Below are 15,449 nucleotides of genomic sequence, written 5' to 3' on the forward strand. Positions count from 1 at the left end.
CTGTGACGACTGACGCGCCCCTCGGAGCCGAAGAGGGCCGCCAGCAAAGCTGACGGCCCTCAACTAGCGATCGAGGCCGGTTACCGCAGGCTCCACTTCTGGCTGGAGCCGCCCCAGCAGCTCCATAGTTGAAGCTTCGTGGCGTTCGCGGTACCGAGACCAGCGGCCTCCAGGCACAACCCTGACAGGGCATTGGTGATCGTGCCGTCGGCGTTGATGTTCCACTGCTGGTTCGCACCCCCTGTGCAGTCCCAGATGGCGGCGGGAGTGCCGTTGCTGGTGCCCCAGTTGTACGCTTCCAGGCACTTGTTGCCGTACACCGTCAGCTGCTTGCCGGACGTGTAGGTCCACCGCTGGTTGGAGTTGCCGTTGCAGTCCCACAGGTTCAGCTGGGTACCGTTGTTCGTGGTCGCGCCGGGCACGTCCATGCACCGGCCGGACCCGGCACCCACGACCTCCGCGTTCTGCTGGCTGCCGCCGCTGGTCTGCGCGTAGCCGGCGGCGGTGATGTTGGCCTGGACCGCGTTCTCGGTGGCGTCCGACGGGTAACCGGCGGTCATCACGCCTTCGTAGAAGGTACCGGCGCCGCCGACGCTGTTGTCGCCGCCGATGCCGACAACGATGGACCCCTCCTTGCTCATCGGGTTGTAGCCCGCGACATTGGGGCGCTGCCCGTCGTAGTAGGTCGACAGGCCGCCGGACTGCCCGTTGCCTCCCCGGATGGCCCAGTGGTTCGGCTCGCCCTTGACGATGGCGGTCAGGAAACGGTGGTTGACGGTCGGGTCGTTGGCGTTGGCACCGGCGTTGGGTCCGCTGAACAGGCCGTTCTCGAGGTCGCCCATGACCCAGGGGCCGGAGCCGGAGCCGGAGCCCCACCAGTTGTTGCTGCCGAAGTAGATGGCCTCCATGTGGCCGTTGCCGGTGTTGTTGTTGCTCGTCTCGGCGTTGCCGTAGTCGAAGCAGCAGCCGTCGCTGGAGTGCGTGCCGTCGAGGACCGCGTACATCCCCTCCGGCTGGTCGCCGACGGCTATGCCGTTGGTGTGGTTGTTGCGGTAGCCGCCACCGGGAGCGATGAAGACGCCGTACGCCTTGCTGCCGTTGACCGTGACCGGCGCGGCGGTCGCGTCCGAGAGGTTGTCCGGGCCTGGCGCCGCGCCGCCGCCGGGCGCCTGCGTGAGGCTGTTACCCCGACCGGACTGGTCGTAGATGACGGTGATGACGCAGCTCGTGCCGGCGCAGAACGAGTCCTGTGCGGCGGCGTTCGCGACGCCTCCGGCGCTCAGTACGCCGATGTCGCGGGTGGTGTTGTCCGACGACCGTCTGACTTGGTACAGCGGGCCGTTGTAGGAGGCGTACAGGGCACGGGTGGTGCTGTGGGCCGCGACGCAGGGTGTGCTGCCCGCGAGGTAGATGTCGCAGGGCCCTTGCGTGGCGGCGTGCGAGGCGCCGGTGGAGGCGACCAGGCCGGCGAAGGCGAGGGCCACCGTTGACAAGGAGGCGACCAGCCTTCTTCGCAGTCGGCGGGAAGTGCGGAACGCAAGCATCATGAACTCCCTTGTTCATGGGTGTGGATCACCAGGCACCCCCGGCCGAGTCGGCGGTGGGACTGTCGGGGCGCAGATAGGTATGGGCAGCCGGACTCGTTGCCGGATCCGCCGAATTGTTAACGCTCACAACCTTGCCGCGGCTGTCACGTGACCTGACGTTCCGCTTGCGGGCATCACTATCAATGAACGCCGGTTTCCGGTCAAGACCTGCTCAGCCTCTTCCTCTTTGTGAACGCGAACATGCCTTCCTTCGTGCGGTCACCGCGTTCCCAACACGCCGGCAAGAAGGCGGCGTGGGTCTGTCTGCGGCGGTGGGCGACGGCCCCGTGCTCGCCCGCGAGGGAGCCCGCACACTGAGCCGGTTGCGGACCTCTTCGGACAGGTGGGCGGATCCCCCGCACCGTGGCCCGGGTGGTGGCCTCAACTGCCCGCTCGCCGAGGACAGTCAGCGATCTCACTGTCTGGGAACGCACGAGCCCTGCGCCTCCGGCCAGGTCGAGGCGCTCCCGTTGTCGAGAGCACGCGCTCAACCTTCGCCGCTACAAGACACGAGATCACGATCTACAGCTGGAGTAGTAGCTTCCAGTCACGCCGCAAACGACCAGATCAGCGGGGCGCGAGCGGGGGGCGCATCAACGGCGATCGGCCATGTCCCCGCCGAATTCACAGCCACACTTCGTGGGCTTCATTCGACCCACCGAGCGACCTGCAAAAGCGGGAGTGCGCCGGTGAAATGTGTTCGGAGTGACGATCAGCCTCGACACCGAGTACGGCACCTCGCACTTCCAGAAAATCACCGCGGGGTCGGGTGGCTCGGAGCACGACCTCTGGGGCGCCAAGGGCTGGCGATGTCGTCGGCTGCCTCCTGCCAGGAGGAGGGCAGGACGTGCGCCGTCTGCGGCGACCGCGCTGCCCACCGCAACCACCGGTGTGGGGCGACGGCTCCCGCGACGAGAGCCGATGCCAGGACAAGGTGCCAAGACCGCTTCATCGAGTCAGGGTGCTTCCCGAAGTGCTGGTGATCCTTACGGACGTGAAGACCGGTGGCCGGCCACCGGGATCTCAAGAACCCGGAGAAGTTCTCCATCCCACCTACGTCGCCCGTCGGGGCGGACGAGGCGACAGGGGCATTGAGGACTTGCCCACCTGGCACACGGAAGGCATCGGGTCCTGGGGAACGGTCCCTTTCGTGCCGCGCACCGGTCGCCGAGAAAACAGCGTCGGGGCGGCAACCTTCTCGTCCTCTGCGGCAACTGGGAGCCGGAAGGCCGAGTCGAACTACCGGATGGACGGGCATGAGGGCAACGAAGCACGCCGCGCCGCAACCGTGGCGCAGGCGCGGACTGGTCACGGGCATTCCCTTGGCGCTGCTGGGCGTCGGTGCGCCGGCGTGCCGTCCCCCCGGGGGCGGAACCGGTGTAAGGATCACCGACATCTACGGGGAGCGGCTGACCGTCGGCGGCACCGCCGTGCAGCCGGACGTCGCGCAGCCGACCGGCGTCCGGTTCGCCCGGCAATGACCAGCCCGCCGGTCGGCCTTCACCGGCCCGCAACCGAGCACGAGCGCCGGTCCGGTCCCGGGCCGGGCACTGTTAGGCTGCGCCCCCCGATGTTGTTAAACACGCAACCAACGTGCACATCATTGCCAGGAGAGGGCGACCGGGGGATGCTCCTCGACGACGCGTCCGCGGAGTTCCACGAATTCTTCGAACGCCACTATGCCGAACTCGCCCGTCTGGCCCACCTCCTGACCGGCGAGACGGACGCGGCGGACGACCTCGCGGCGGATGCCCTGGTCGCTCTGTGGCAGCGCTGGGACCGGTTGCGGCAGGCCGACCACCCGCTCGCCTACGCCCGCGGTGTGGTGGCCAACCTGGCACGGAGCCGGATCCGCAGCGCGGTGCGTGAGCGACGCCGGATCGCGCTGTTCTGGTCCCGCGGCCCCGAGAAGGTGGAGGGGCCGGACATGGCGGCCGTGCTGGACGTCCGCGCGGCGCTCGCCCGGCTGCCGTTCCGCAAGCGCGCCTGCGTGGTGCTGCGGCACGCCTTCGACCTGTCGGAGAAGGACACGGCGGCGGCGCTGGGCGTCTCGGTCGGCACGGTGAAGAGCCAGACCTCCAAGGGAATGGCCGAGCTGGAAAGGACACTTGGCGCACGAGCGGCCGGGGACCTGGTGGCAGGGAGGAGGAACCGGTGAACGAGGAGATCGCACGTCAGCTGCGCGAGGCCGCCGAGGCCCACCGGCCCGACCCTGCGCGGATGCTGGCCCGGGTGCAACGCGGCATGGCCGGCCCCGCCGTCCGTCACCGTGCGCGGCCGTTCGCGAGGTCCGGGACCAGGGTCGCGCTCGCCGGGCTCGCCGCCGCCGGCATCCTGGCGACCGGCGGCCTGGCCGTCGCCGCCATCGTCGCGACCCCGCCGCCGTCGGCCACCGTGACCGTGCCCGCCACCCCGTCTCCGGCCGTCAGCTCCCCGCACCCGACATCGGCCCGCCCCACCGCTGTCGCGCCGGCCCCGGCCACCCCGGGCAGCTCGCGCCAGACTCCGCCGGCCACCAGCCCATCGCCGACCGCCGGCGAGAGCCAGAACGGGCCGCTGTGGTCGGCCGGCTCGGTGGACCCGCGCAGCAGCGTCTACTGGACGCAGAGCAACCTCGCCCTCAAGACGACCCAGCCCGTCACCTCGCTCACGATCGAGATCCGGATCGTGCAGACCGGCGGGGTGAAGAACACCGGCACCTGGCAGACCCTGCCGAGCGGAGACTTCACCGTCACCGTCCAAGAGTCCGGCGGCACGCTCGTCTACCGGTGGGTCCTCAAGCCGGGCCTCACTGTGCCGGCCGGGAGCTATGAGTTCGCCGCCCAGTTCAACAAGGGCACCGGCGCGCGCGGTGCCGTGGGCGACGGCTACCGCGTCGACGCGCAGGGTTCGGGCGGCTCCGCGTCGGTCCGGGGAGGGTTCGTCCCGACCCGGTGAACGCCGCTGTGCGGCAAGGCGACGAGTCCCCTTGCCGCACAGCTCGGTGGGAGAACAAGTACCCGAACTGCTGGTACGGGGCCCAGTCGGCCGGGCCGGCGTCGGTCCCGTCGGCGTAGGTGGCCGGCAGGTCGCCGTGGAGCTGGGTCGGGGATGGTGACGGCGGCCGTGGAAATTCTTCCCTCGATCGCAGCAGCCTTCGCGTGCGGGGCGGCAACCGGCGGGTGACCGGGGCCGGATCAAGGCCCGCTGTGCCAGAAGGACATGCCGTTGTCGGATCAGAACCGCTCTCATCGTCGCCGTCCGGCAACCCGCCGCGTGCGCGCCGTCGCCGTGGTCCTCGCCGCCGCGTGTGCCGCCGTACCGCTGGTCGCGCCGGCCGCACGCATGCCGGAGGCCCGCACACCGACCCTGGCCGCCGCGGCGGCCGGCAGCGGCCGCTACTTCGGCACGGCAGCGTCCTCGGGCACGCTCGGTGACTCGACGTACTCCACGATTCTCGACCGGGAGTTCAAGATGACCAGCCCGGAGAACGAGATGAAGTGGGACACCGCCGAACCCTCCCGTGGCAGCTTCAACTTCGGCCCGGCCGACCAGATCGTCGGCCACGCCACCGGGCACGGGCTGCGGATGCGCGGCCACACCCTGGTCCGGCACTCCCGACTGCCCAGCTGGGTCAAGTCCATCACCGACGCCGACACCCTGCGCGGCGGATTAGTCCTCAGCCCGACGCGGATGACGAAATGCGCCCCCATCGAAGAGATGGGGGCGCATTCGTCGGCTTCGCCTACTTGAGTGCTGTACCACCCGAGTTGTGGTACGCGATCGTCTTGTTGATCAGGTTTCCGCCGTCGGTTTCGACCGCGGTCTGTTCCTGCTGCCCTGGACCGAAGAACAGGCCGGCGATGTGGGCGTTCGCCACCTGGTCCATGTGGGCGAACAACCAGTCCACCTTGTCGTCCTTGTAGTGGTTGAGGGTGTTGTTCTGCGCCATGTTGCCCACGGGGATCTGCCACAGGACCACCGGCTTGCCCACGGACTCGGCCATCGTCTTGTAGAACTTCAGCGAGGCGGCGGCCTTCTGGTCGTTCCAGAAGTGGTCACTACCACCATGGGCCGACTGCGCGTACCAGCCCGCGTCGCGGTCCGACACATCGGAGGCCAGGAAGTCGGCGTTCTTCGCCCCGAGGCTCGCGTAGTCCTTGACGCACGCCTGCATGTTGGTCTCCCAGTCGAAGCAGGAAAGGTGCATCCCCACCGCGGTGTTGGGCGCGTACTTGTGGGCCATCGAGATCAGGCACTGGGCGAGTCCGGCGGCGCTGTTCTCCTGTGATCCGCAATCCTTCGGATTCGCGCCCGAGACCTGTGCGGGAACCTGGTGCGGATCGCCGAGCGACCGGACGTAGCCCCAGAAGTCGGGCTCGAGGTCGATCGCCTCCTGCGACGTGCCGATCTTCTGGAGGAAGAAACGGTAGTCGTTCAGGTACCGGGTGAGCAGGTCGAGCCGGTTGATGGCCTTGACCTCGCCCGGACCGTCGCCCTGGCCCGCCGCATCCCCGAGGTCGCGCAACGAGTACCAGGTCCAGAGCATCTTCTGCGGACGCGGGCTGCCCTTGTACGTCGCCTGGGCCGCCTCGGTGTCCCGCCAGGTCACGTAAGTGCCGGGCGCCGTGGTGCTGCCGTTCCAGCAGCCCCACCAACCCGACCAGTCGTCGTGGCAGCGCGCTGCCGAGTAGTAGTCCGACGAGGGCGCGGGCTGGCTGTGCACATAGGCGTACCGCACGTCGAACGGCGCGGCGGCCGCCGAGGCGTCGGACATCGAGCCGCCGATGAGCACCGTGCCGCTGCCCATGAAACGTGTCGTCGAGCTGCCGCCACCGGCCACGGGAGACGGCGTCGACGACGGGTGCGAGCTGCTCGGAGCCGGGCTGGTGGGAACGCTGCTGCTCGGCGCGGTGGGCGTACCGGAGCTGCCGACGCTCCCGGCCGGGACGAGCTGCCACTGCTGATCGGCCCCGCCCCGGTCGCGGTTCTGGACGACACCGCTCCCGTTGGCTTTGGCGGCGTCGTGGACATCGACGGCCATGCCACTGAAGCGATTGACCAAACGCACGTAGCCGTCCGGCGACTTGGCCAGTTTGAACTGCTGGTTGGTGCCGTTCAGGTCTTTCCACTGCACGATGGCGGAGCCGGCGGTCTTCGACCAGCCGAGGTCGTCCAGCACCTTGCCGGAGTTCCGGTTCTGCAGCCGGTAGTACCCGTCACCCGAGTCGATGAACCGCCACTGCTGGTTCGCCCCGCCGTGGCGAGCCCACTGCACCACCGCCGCGCCGTCCTTCGTGGCGAAGGCGCGGTCGTCCAGCACCTTGCCGCTGTTGCGGTTGACCAGCACGTACCACTTCTTCAGATTCAGGGGTGTTTCCGCCGATGCCTGACTGACCACAACAGCCGAGCCGGCCACGACCACCATGGCGAGACCCGCCCAGAGACCCCGACGCGCGAGCAACCGACGGCCACGATGCTTCGGGCGACCATCGCGCGCGCCGCCGTCATGTCTGTGCTCTCGTTCCAGGGACATGCCTGTGCTCTCTTTCAGCCGTTGCATCTGACCGGACCACTTGGCCGGACAACGCTGAGTGGTCCGAGAGGCCGAAAAGGTTGCCGCGAAGAGCCACAGATTTTTTTCTCCTCGACCGCTTCCCGTTCGCCGCGGAGCACGGCACGGCCGGCGGTGGCGAACGCCTGATGGCTGCTCCCGGCCCTGCCGCTTACCGCGTACCACGCCCGCCACCGGCCTTCCCCGCGGAGGGAGATCGATGCTGCGCAGGGGTGAGGGGTAGCTCGGCCCAGTTCGTCTTGCCGGTGCGGGTGTGACGGCTGCCCCACCGCTGGGAGGGCTGAGCGACGATGAGGAGGCCCCGGCCGCCTTCGCCGGAGAGGCGGGCGCGTCCCAGATACGGGGCATTGGACTAGACAACAAACAAGCCCCAGGTCGCTGACCTGGGGCTTCATTCTGGAGCGGGTGACGAGAATCGAACTCGCACTCTCAGCTTGGGAAGCGACGGCGCTTGGAGGGTCGGAGAGGATCTGACCTGGGCTTACGTACTTGGGTGTGGCGCCCGGGAGCGCACGATCGCACCGTAGTTGACCGTGGTTCACCGGTCTTATGGGCACGCTATGGGCACGGCGCTCGGGCGACGGGTAGGTGGCGCGCCGAAGTGGCCCACCTTTTGCATGGGGCCGCCCGTGCCGGGGCCGACCGCGCGGAGCCGTTGCGTGTGCACATGGATGGCCGGCCCTTTCTGGGGCGTCGCCCGCCCTCACCCGCGAGGTGGCGCTCTGGGTCACCGACCGTTGCGCGGCCTCGTTTTCTGATCCGCCGAACAGGCCCCAGGGCGCTACACGGCAGCCCTCGGCCCGAGCCCACCTGCCGATGCGGCGGGTATCGGCAGGCGCTTGAGCTTGCACCCTGAAACCGATCGGTTTACTCTTCTGGAAACCGATCGGTTTCTCATTCTCCGGGAGAGAGTCATGACCGTTTTGAAGGGCGCGAACGTCTTCGTCACCGGCGGCAGCCGCGGCATCGGCAAGGCGCTGGTGGAGGAGCTCTACGCGCGCGGCGCCGGCAAGGTCTACGCCACGGCCCGCGACCCGCGCAGCGTCACGCACCCGGACGCCGTCCCGGTGGCGCTGGAGGTCACCGACCCGGCCTCCGTGGCCGCGGCCGTCGCGCAGGCGGGGGATGTCACCGTGCTGATCAACAACGCCGGTGCCTCGGTCGGCGCGTCCTTCCTCGGCTCCCCGATCGACGACATACGCCGGGAGTTCGAGACGAACTTCTACGGCCCGCTTCTGGTTGCCCGTGCCTTCGTGCCGGTCATCGAGCGCAATGGTGGCGGCCACGTCCTGAACGTGCACTCCGTGCTTTCCTGGCTGGCCCTCGGTGGCTCCTACAGCGCCTCCAAGGCCGCCCTGTGGTCGCAGACCAACTCCCTGCGCCTGGAGCTGCAGCCGCGTGGCATCGCGGTGACCGGACTGCACGTCGGGTACGTCGACACGGACCTCGCGGCCGGCGTCGAGGCGCTCAAGTCCGACCCCCGTGACGTCGCCGCCCTCGCCCTCGACGGCATCGAGACCGGTGCGTACGAGGTGCTCGCCGACGACATCTCGCGGCAGGTCAAGGCGGGCCTGGCCGACGACCTGACGGGGCTGTACCCCCAGCTCGCCAAGTAGACCAGCTTTCTGAGACCCGAAAGGGCATTGGCGATGAGTGCGAATTCAGAGACGAAGAAGTTCTACGCCCTGAACATGTTCGACGTGGTTGACCTGGAGAAATACCTTGCCTATTTCAGCCGCTTGCCCGAAGCGGCTCCGCAGTACGGTGGCCGAATGGTGGCGTTCGGCCGCTTCCGGGACAACGTGGCCGGTGACCTCACGCCACGGCAGGTGCTGTTCCTTGTCGAATGGGAGTCCGAAGAGGCGTTCAACCGCTTCCGGGACGATCCGGAACTGGCCGACTTGCATCCGCTGCGGGAGAGCGGGACGGCGTCGTACATCTGGCAGACGTTCGATGGCTCCGACATGAGTGACCCCACAGACGTCTCGCTCGACGACGTCCTGGCGGTGCTCAAGCCTTAGCCTCGATCCTTTGTGAGGGCCCACCGGCGGAGTCGGTGGGCCCTTTCGCGTTCCGGAGCGGGCAGTGCCTGTGCGTCAGCCGGCCAACTGGTTCATCTTGCGGATCTGCTTGTCGAAGACCGCGGCGGGAGCGAGGCGGCGCAGTACGCGTGCGCGTCCGGCCAGGGGGCCGGCCGTGTAGCGCGGCCTCGGCTTCGGGTCGGTCGCGGCCGCCACGATCGCCTTGGCGACGACAGCGGGGGCGTCGCCGTCCCTGACCGCCTCCGCCATCACGCGGTCGACGGTCTGCCGCTGCTTCGCGTAGGCGTGCAGGGGGGTGTCGGGCTTCGCGCTGTTGGCCTCGAATCCGGTCCTGGTGTAGGCGGGTTCGACGATGAGCGCCCGGACACCGTGGTCACGGACCTCGTGGTCCAGGGACTCGGTGTAGCCCTCGATCGCGTGCTTGGAGGCGGCGTAGGCGGCCATGTAGGGCTGGGGCAGAAACCCGAGGACGGACGAGATGTTGATGATGCGCCCGCGTCGCTGGGCGCGCATGTGCGGCAGAACCTCGTTCACCATGCGCATGACCCCGAAGACGTTGATGTCGAAGACGGACTGAGCTTGCTCGACGGAGGTTTCCTCCGCCGCCCCCAGCGAGCCGACGCCCGCGTTGTTGACCAGGACGTCGATCCGCCCGAACCGCTCGGTCACCTCCCGGACCAAGGCGGTGACCGAGGCGTCACTGGCGACGTCGAGGCCGAGGAACGTCACGCCGCCGAGCGGGGTGACGCGTGAGGTGTCACGGCTAGTGCCGACCACGTTGAATCCGGCCGCGACGAGGGCGAGCGCGGTTTCCTTCCCGATGCCGGAGGATGCGCCCGTCACGAGTGCCACCGGCCGACCTGTCGTCATCATGGACTCCCGCACTCGCTCGAAACCGATCGTTTTCCGCTACAGTAAACCGATCGGTTTCCGTGTGCAAGGTCAAGCAGGAGATGGGGCATGGGCGGGATCAGTGCGCAGGAGCGGCGTGAGGACTTCATTCGTGCGGCGATCGCCGAGTTCGCGCGCGCCGGCTACCGCGGCACCACCACCGCGGCGATCGCCGAGCGGGTCGGCGTCACGCAGCCCTATCTCTTCCGGCTTTTCCCGGACAAGAAGGCGATCTTCGTCGCCGCTCTGGTGCGGAGCGCGGAAGACACTCGCCTGGCTTTCGAGAGGGCGGTCGACGGTGTGGAGGGCGGTGAGCGAGCTCGGCAGGCGATGGCAGACGCTTATGTGCGGCTGATCTCGACGCGCCCCGAAACGCTCCTGGTGCAGATGCAGGGATACTCCGCAGTGGCGGCCGCCGAGGCCCGCGGCGATGACCTGATCGGTCAGGTCGTCCGGGCCGGCTGGATGAAGATCTGGGACACCGTGCACCAGTCGCTTGGCGCCGATGCCGACGAGACCGCAAGATTCTTCGCCTGCGGCATGCTCGGCAACATGCTTGCGGCCATCGGGCTCCCCTCGGCTGCCGGGTGGTGAGTGGAGGGTCCTGGACAGTGGTGCGTCAGCGTACGTCCGCCGCGTCGAGCAGCGTGGAGACCGTGGGTGCGACGAGCCCGGTCAGGTTGTCGGCCTGAATCCCCGCGCGGGCGCTCGCGCCGTCGAAGACCAGGCTGAGCTGCCGGGCCAGCAGATCGGGATCGCCCGCCCCGCCCTGCTCGGCCTCGGCGCGGAAGAAGGCCGTCAGATTCGCCTTGACCTGGTGGGCCACGCGGCTCGCCGGGTGGCCCTGGTCCTTGAGCTCGACCTGCACGGCCAGATATCGGCAGCCCCGGAACTCCGGCGCCCCTCCCTGCGATTCCACCTGATGGAAAACGTGCAGGATCCGCTCGCGGGGTGACCGGCCGTCGTCCGCCGCGGGCAGGAGGGTCGCCACGTAGACGCCGGCGCGCTCCTTCAGGCTTGCCGCCAGGAGTTCGTCCTTGCTCTCGAACAGCTGGTACATGGAGCGCTTCGACACCCCTGCCGCCTTGCAGAGCGCCTCGACGCCGATGCTGACGCCGTCTCGGTAGGTGAGCGTGGCCGCCGCCTCCAGTAGGCGCTCCCTGGGGCTCAGTTTCACTTCGGTGGTCATACCGTGAGGTTAACCCGGAGCGGACGAAATGAAAACCGATCGGTTTCCGAAGGGGGTCCTCGGAAGAGGCTCGGCGACGGCCTGGGGGAAAGGGCCGTCGCCGAGCCACGATGGTGTGCGCGCCTGCCGTCCCCGCCAGGGCGACGCACACCGGGGCCACTCCGAGTAATGGCCCGTCTTGGGTGATCGGCCGTCATGCCGGTGCGGCGGTCTTCTCCGGCTTCGTCTCCGCCGGGATACGGTGCAATCCCTTGCGGCCGTAATAAGGGGTGACTGTCGCTCATGACGTACGTGTCTCTCGGTCGGCTGACGCGGAACACCTCGCCGGGGGATGCCAGCCGCCGGTGACTTCCTTCACGGGCTTGTGGGGGAAGCGGCGTCGGGCGTACTCCTGCGCGGGGGAGCCCGGCAGGACGTACAGGGTCTCCTTCTTGTCCTGAAGCGGTCGCAGCACCGTGTCCATGAAGCTCTTGCGGTCGTCCAGGTACGGGCCCAGGACGTCCTCGCCGGCGGGGCAGACGGCGAGGCAGTAGCCGGACTTGTAGCCGGGTGGAGAGCTCAGGCTCTGCCACATGGAGGCGCTCTCGGAATCGCTGACCCGGGAGCGGTAGTCGGCGGCGTCCTCGCTGTCGGCCACGGTCTGCGCCCAGTCGGTGAACCCGCTCATGAACTCGCGGTAGTTGTGCGTGGTGCAGGCCAGCCCGTCGAAGGAGCCGTCCTTGGCGATGGCGCCCACCGGGCAGGCCGCGACGCACAACTTGCAGTCGATGCACGGGTTGTAGTCCAGCGCCTGCCCGTACTCGCTCACCTCTGCGTCCACCAGGACGGTCACGAGCAGGATGAAGCTGCCGAACTTCGGGTGGATGACGTTGCGGTGCAGGCCCATGACGCCGAGGCCGGCGGCTACGGCGACCGTCTTGTGCGCGACCACCCAGATCCGCTCACGCGGGAAGCGGTCCATCTCCTGCGGGAAGCCGACCGACGGGTTGAGCGCGCGATAGCCGACGTCCTGGAGTGCCTGGGTGACGCTGCGGGCGGCGTGGTTGGCCTGTTCGTCGGTCTGGTGGAACTCCTGGTTGGCCACGCTGCGGGCGGGGGAGCGGCAGTTGTCGCGGTTCATCCGCACCGCCATCGCGATCAGGGTGCGGGTGCCGGGCAGTGCCGCCTGTGCGTACGCGCGCTCGCCGGCCAGGTCGGGGTGATCCAGGCTGACCGCGGCCGCGTCGTCCGCCCCGGCGGCCAGACACAGCTCGCGCAGCCAGGCCGCGTCGATCACGGGCGGTGGGCTCGCGACGTCGCCCGCCGCGCGCCGGGCGAGTACGGCCCGTACCGACGGGTGGGCGGCCAGCTTCGCCGGAAGCCTGGGGGCCGGGGCCGTCGTCCGCTCGTCGGCGTCGCGCGCGGCAGTCATCCGTACTCCTGGGGATTCGGGTGCGAGACTCGCCCGCACGGCGAGAAACCGATCAGTTTCACCACCGTAAACCGATCGGTTTCCGTGTGCAAGCCCCAGCAGCGAGCTGCTGGCTGTCTGTGAGGCTGTACGCCTGCGGCTGGGGGCTTGCGGCGATGAGGTCTCGACCCTCACGGCGGTCCGTGACGACGGCGGAGTTTCTCGTGGCGCCGGAGGTCGGCCGCGACTCACCGGGTGCATCGGCCGCCACGGCTGCTCCCGAAACGCGATGCGTCAGCGCAGGTGCGCCGCATCGAGCAGGGCGGCCACGGTCGGGGCGACGAGCCCGGCCTGCGTGTCGGCTTTGATCCCCGCACGGGCGCTGGCGCCGTCGAAGACCAGGATCAGCTGCCGGGCCAGCAGGTCCGGGTCGCTCGCCCCGCCCTGTTCGGCCTCGGTGCGGAAGAAGGCCGTCAGGTTCTCCTTGACCCGATGGGCCACCTGGCTCGCGGGGTGGCTCGGGTCCTTGAGCTCGATCTGCACGACGAGGTACCGGCAGCCCTGGAAGTCGGGTGCACCCGCCTGCGCCTCCGCCTGCTCGAAGACGTGCAGGATCCGCTCGCGGGGTGGACGCTCGTCGTCCACCGTGGGAAGGAGTGCCGTCACATAGGCGGAAGCGCGTTCCTCCAGGCTCGCCGCCAGCAGTTCGCCCTTGCTCTCGAACAGCTTGTACATGGAGCGCTTGGACACCCCGGCCGCCTTGCACAGCGCGTCCACGCCGATGTTGACACCGTCTTGGTAGGTGAGCGTGGCCGCTGCCTCCAGCAGGCGCTCTCGGGAGCTTGGCATTGCTTCGGTGGTCATATGGCGAGGTTAACTCGATTCCGACCCATTGGAAACCGATCGGTTTACAGTGGAGGCCGCGAGGAAGCGGCAGAAGCCCGGCGGCGCCTTGATGGGGGTGCGTCCGGACGTCGGCACCCCCATCGCGGTCCCCGGCTCAGTGGGCGAGCACAGGCTCGCCCTCCGACGGCGCCAGAGCCGAGTTCGGCATCAGGAACGCCATGAGCACCGCACCGACCACGAAGATCCCGGCGCCCCACGCCAGGGTGGCCGTGTAGCTCTCGACGCCGGCCTGGGCCACGGTCAGCGCGCCCGGCTTGTGCGAGGACAGGTAGTCGGTCGCGGCCGATGAGGCGACGGTGGTCAGCAGCGCCGTACTGATCGAACCGCCCACCTGCTGGCTGGTGTTGATCAGGGCCGACGCGACACCCGCGTCCTCGTGGTGGACGCCGGAGGTCGCACCCTGGAACGCGGTGGTCATCACCGCACCGATGCCGAGGCCCAGCAGGATCATGCCCGGCATGATGTTGGCGACGTAGGCGCTGTCCAGCGTGAGCCGGGTCAGCAGGGCCATGCCGGATGCGGAGACCAGGAAGCCGGCGACTACCACGATCTTCGGGCCGACCCGGGGCAGCAGCAGCGAGGGCACCGTGGTCGAGGCGGCGACGATGCCGCCGACCATCGGCAGGAAGGACAGACCGGCCTCGATCGGCGAGTAGCCGATGCTGGCCTCCAGGTAATAGGTCAGGAACAGGAAGATCGAGAACATCCCCATGCCCAGGACGAACACGGCCAGGAACGAGCCACCCCGGGTCCGGTCCAGTACGACTCGCAGCGGCAGCAGCGGATGCGCGACCCTGAGCTCCAGCCAGGCGAATACCGCGAGCAGCACCACGCCGCTGATCATGGAGCCGAGGGCGACCGGGTCGGTCCAGCTGGTGGATTCCACGTGTGCGAACCCGTAGACGATGCCGAACAGCGCGGCACTCACCACGACGGTGCCAGGAATGTCGATCTTGGGTCGCTCGGCGTGTGCGGGCTTGGCCAGCAGCAGCAACGCACCGACCAGTGCGACGCTCGCGAAGACGACGTTCACGTACATCACCCAGCGCCATGACGCCCATTCGGTGAGCATGCCGCCGAGCAGGAGTCCGACCGCGGCGCCCGCTCCGGACAGCGCACTGAAGATGCCGAAGGCTTTCGGCCGTTCGGCCGGGTCGGTGAAGGTCACACTCAGCAGTGAGAGCGCGGCGGGCGCGAGCAGTGCGGCGAACAGGCCCTGGGCCACGCGTGCCGCGACGAGGATCTCGAAGCTGCCGGCCGCGCCGCCGACGACGGACGCCGCCGCGAAACCGAACAGGCCGGTCACGAAAGTCGTACGCCGCCCGAACAGGTCACCGAGCCGGCCTCCGAGCAGCAGCAGACTGCCGAACGCCAGGGCGTAACCCGTGATGACCCACTGCCGGCTGCCGTCGCTGAAACCGAGGTCGTGTTGTGCTTCGGGCAGTGCGATGTTCACCACCGTCGCATCGAGCGTGACCATGAGCTGCGCCACGCCCAGCACGACAAGCACCCACCAGCGCATGGCATGTGAGCCGCGGCGGCCCGAGTCGGTTTTCCCGGAGGTGGGTGCTCCGCGGTCGAAGGTCGTAGTCATGTCTTCCCTTTGCTGCTGGTCGCAGGCTGGACGCCAGTCGGAAACCGATCTGTTTCTACCTAGGGAAACAGATCGGTTTCCCAGGTGCAAGTGGGCGGGTGCCTTCTGGCCCGGGGGTGACCCGACAGGGTCGAAGTCCGCATAGGCCGACGGTGCTGCCTCGACAAGTGGCTGGTTGCTCGGCGTCGCGGCACGGCTGAGCTGCCGACAGGGCGTCCATGTCGGCGTCGACACCTTGTGCCGTACCGCCAAAATCGCGGGAAGCTCGGGCGTACTTGGCCGGTGGGTCGGCGGTCT

The 15,449-nt window shown here is 68.7% G+C and carries 15 protein-coding genes; 7 read left to right on the top strand and 8 right to left on the bottom strand.

Annotated elements, in window-relative coordinates; translation table 11 throughout:
* Positions 1-80: 80 nt before the first annotated feature.
* A complete protein-coding gene (locus ACYUED_RS23320) occupies positions 81-1,544 on the bottom strand; it encodes an arabinofuranosidase catalytic domain-containing protein (protein ID WP_491294393.1) in 1,464 nt (487 codons plus the stop codon).
* 1,298 nt (positions 1,545-2,842) lie between these two features.
* Here ACYUED_RS23320 and ACYUED_RS23325 point away from each other — a divergent pair.
* The 3 genes from ACYUED_RS23325 to ACYUED_RS23335 all read left to right on the top strand — a co-directional run bounded on the left by ACYUED_RS23325 (position 2,843) and on the right by ACYUED_RS23335 (position 4,523).
* On the top strand, positions 2,843-3,067 hold the full coding sequence (locus tag ACYUED_RS23325) for a hypothetical protein (RefSeq protein ID WP_491284640.1): 225 nt from the start codon (positions 2,843-2,845) through the stop codon (positions 3,065-3,067).
* A gap of 146 nt (positions 3,068-3,213) precedes the next feature.
* A complete protein-coding gene (locus ACYUED_RS23330; protein ID WP_491284642.1) occupies positions 3,214-3,744 on the top strand; it encodes a SigE family RNA polymerase sigma factor in 531 nt (176 codons plus the stop codon).
* Positions 3,741-4,523: a hypothetical protein gene (locus tag ACYUED_RS23335; protein WP_491284644.1), complete on the top strand. Its 783-nt coding sequence runs from the start codon at positions 3,741-3,743 to the stop codon at positions 4,521-4,523. The genes ACYUED_RS23330 and ACYUED_RS23335 overlap by 4 nt, the downstream gene beginning before the upstream one ends.
* Here ACYUED_RS23335 and ACYUED_RS23340 read toward each other — a convergent pair.
* Complete coding sequence (locus ACYUED_RS23340) at positions 4,414-4,929, bottom strand: hypothetical protein (RefSeq protein ID WP_491284646.1); 516 nt, start codon at positions 4,927-4,929, stop codon at positions 4,414-4,416. The genes ACYUED_RS23335 and ACYUED_RS23340 overlap by 110 nt on opposite strands.
* On the opposite strand from ACYUED_RS23340, the gene ACYUED_RS23345 reads away from it, so the two are divergent.
* Positions 4,842-5,318 carry an endo-1,4-beta-xylanase gene (locus ACYUED_RS23345; protein ID WP_491284648.1) on the top strand — a complete coding sequence of 159 codons (477 nt, stop codon included), beginning with the start codon at positions 4,842-4,844 and terminating at the stop codon, positions 5,316-5,318. The genes ACYUED_RS23340 and ACYUED_RS23345 overlap by 88 nt on opposite strands.
* On the opposite strand, the gene ACYUED_RS23350 is transcribed toward ACYUED_RS23345, so the two are convergent.
* Complete coding sequence (locus tag ACYUED_RS23350; protein ID WP_491284650.1) at positions 5,311-6,915, bottom strand: RICIN domain-containing protein; 1,605 nt, start codon at positions 6,913-6,915, stop codon at positions 5,311-5,313. The two genes, ACYUED_RS23345 and ACYUED_RS23350, sit on opposite strands and share 8 nt — an antisense overlap.
* A 1,139-nt stretch (positions 6,916-8,054) precedes the next feature.
* On the opposite strand from ACYUED_RS23350, the gene ACYUED_RS23355 reads away from it, so the two are divergent.
* The gene (locus ACYUED_RS23355; protein WP_491284652.1) at positions 8,055-8,756 is read left to right on the top strand and encodes an SDR family oxidoreductase; all 702 of its coding nucleotides are present in this window, start codon (positions 8,055-8,057) and stop codon (positions 8,754-8,756) included.
* 33 nt (positions 8,757-8,789) lie between these two features.
* Positions 8,790-9,161, top strand: coding sequence for a DUF1330 domain-containing protein (locus ACYUED_RS23360; RefSeq protein ID WP_491284654.1), 372 nt, complete (start codon positions 8,790-8,792; stop codon positions 9,159-9,161).
* A 75-nt stretch (positions 9,162-9,236) separates the two neighbouring features.
* Here ACYUED_RS23360 and ACYUED_RS23365 read toward each other — a convergent pair whose 3' ends face one another.
* On the bottom strand, positions 9,237-10,052 hold the full coding sequence (locus tag ACYUED_RS23365) for an oxidoreductase (protein ID WP_491294394.1): 816 nt from the start codon (positions 10,050-10,052) through the stop codon (positions 9,237-9,239).
* 90 nt (positions 10,053-10,142) lie between these two features.
* Between ACYUED_RS23365 and ACYUED_RS23370 the strand changes: the two genes are divergently transcribed.
* Positions 10,143-10,667: a TetR/AcrR family transcriptional regulator gene (locus ACYUED_RS23370; RefSeq protein ID WP_491284656.1), complete on the top strand. Its 525-nt coding sequence runs from the start codon at positions 10,143-10,145 to the stop codon at positions 10,665-10,667.
* 25 nt (positions 10,668-10,692) lie between these two features.
* On the opposite strand, the gene ACYUED_RS23375 is transcribed toward ACYUED_RS23370, so the two are convergent.
* The 4 genes from ACYUED_RS23375 to ACYUED_RS23390 all read right to left on the bottom strand — a co-directional run bounded on the left by ACYUED_RS23375 (position 10,693) and on the right by ACYUED_RS23390 (position 15,152).
* The gene (locus tag ACYUED_RS23375; protein WP_491284657.1) at positions 10,693-11,262 is read right to left on the bottom strand and encodes a TetR/AcrR family transcriptional regulator; all 570 of its coding nucleotides are present in this window, start codon (positions 11,260-11,262) and stop codon (positions 10,693-10,695) included.
* Between the two features lie 280 nt (positions 11,263-11,542).
* A complete protein-coding gene (locus ACYUED_RS23380) occupies positions 11,543-12,673 on the bottom strand; it encodes a 4Fe-4S binding protein (protein WP_491284659.1) in 1,131 nt (376 codons plus the stop codon).
* Positions 12,674-12,946: 273 nt separating this feature from the next.
* A complete protein-coding gene (locus tag ACYUED_RS23385) occupies positions 12,947-13,516 on the bottom strand; it encodes a TetR/AcrR family transcriptional regulator (RefSeq protein ID WP_491284662.1) in 570 nt (189 codons plus the stop codon).
* Positions 13,517-13,652: 136 nt separating this feature from the next.
* On the bottom strand, positions 13,653-15,152 hold the full coding sequence (locus tag ACYUED_RS23390) for an MFS transporter (protein WP_491284664.1): 1,500 nt from the start codon (positions 15,150-15,152) through the stop codon (positions 13,653-13,655).
* Between the last annotated feature and the right edge of the window lie 297 nt (positions 15,153-15,449).

This window comes from Streptomyces sp. DF42 (assembly GCF_058267695.1).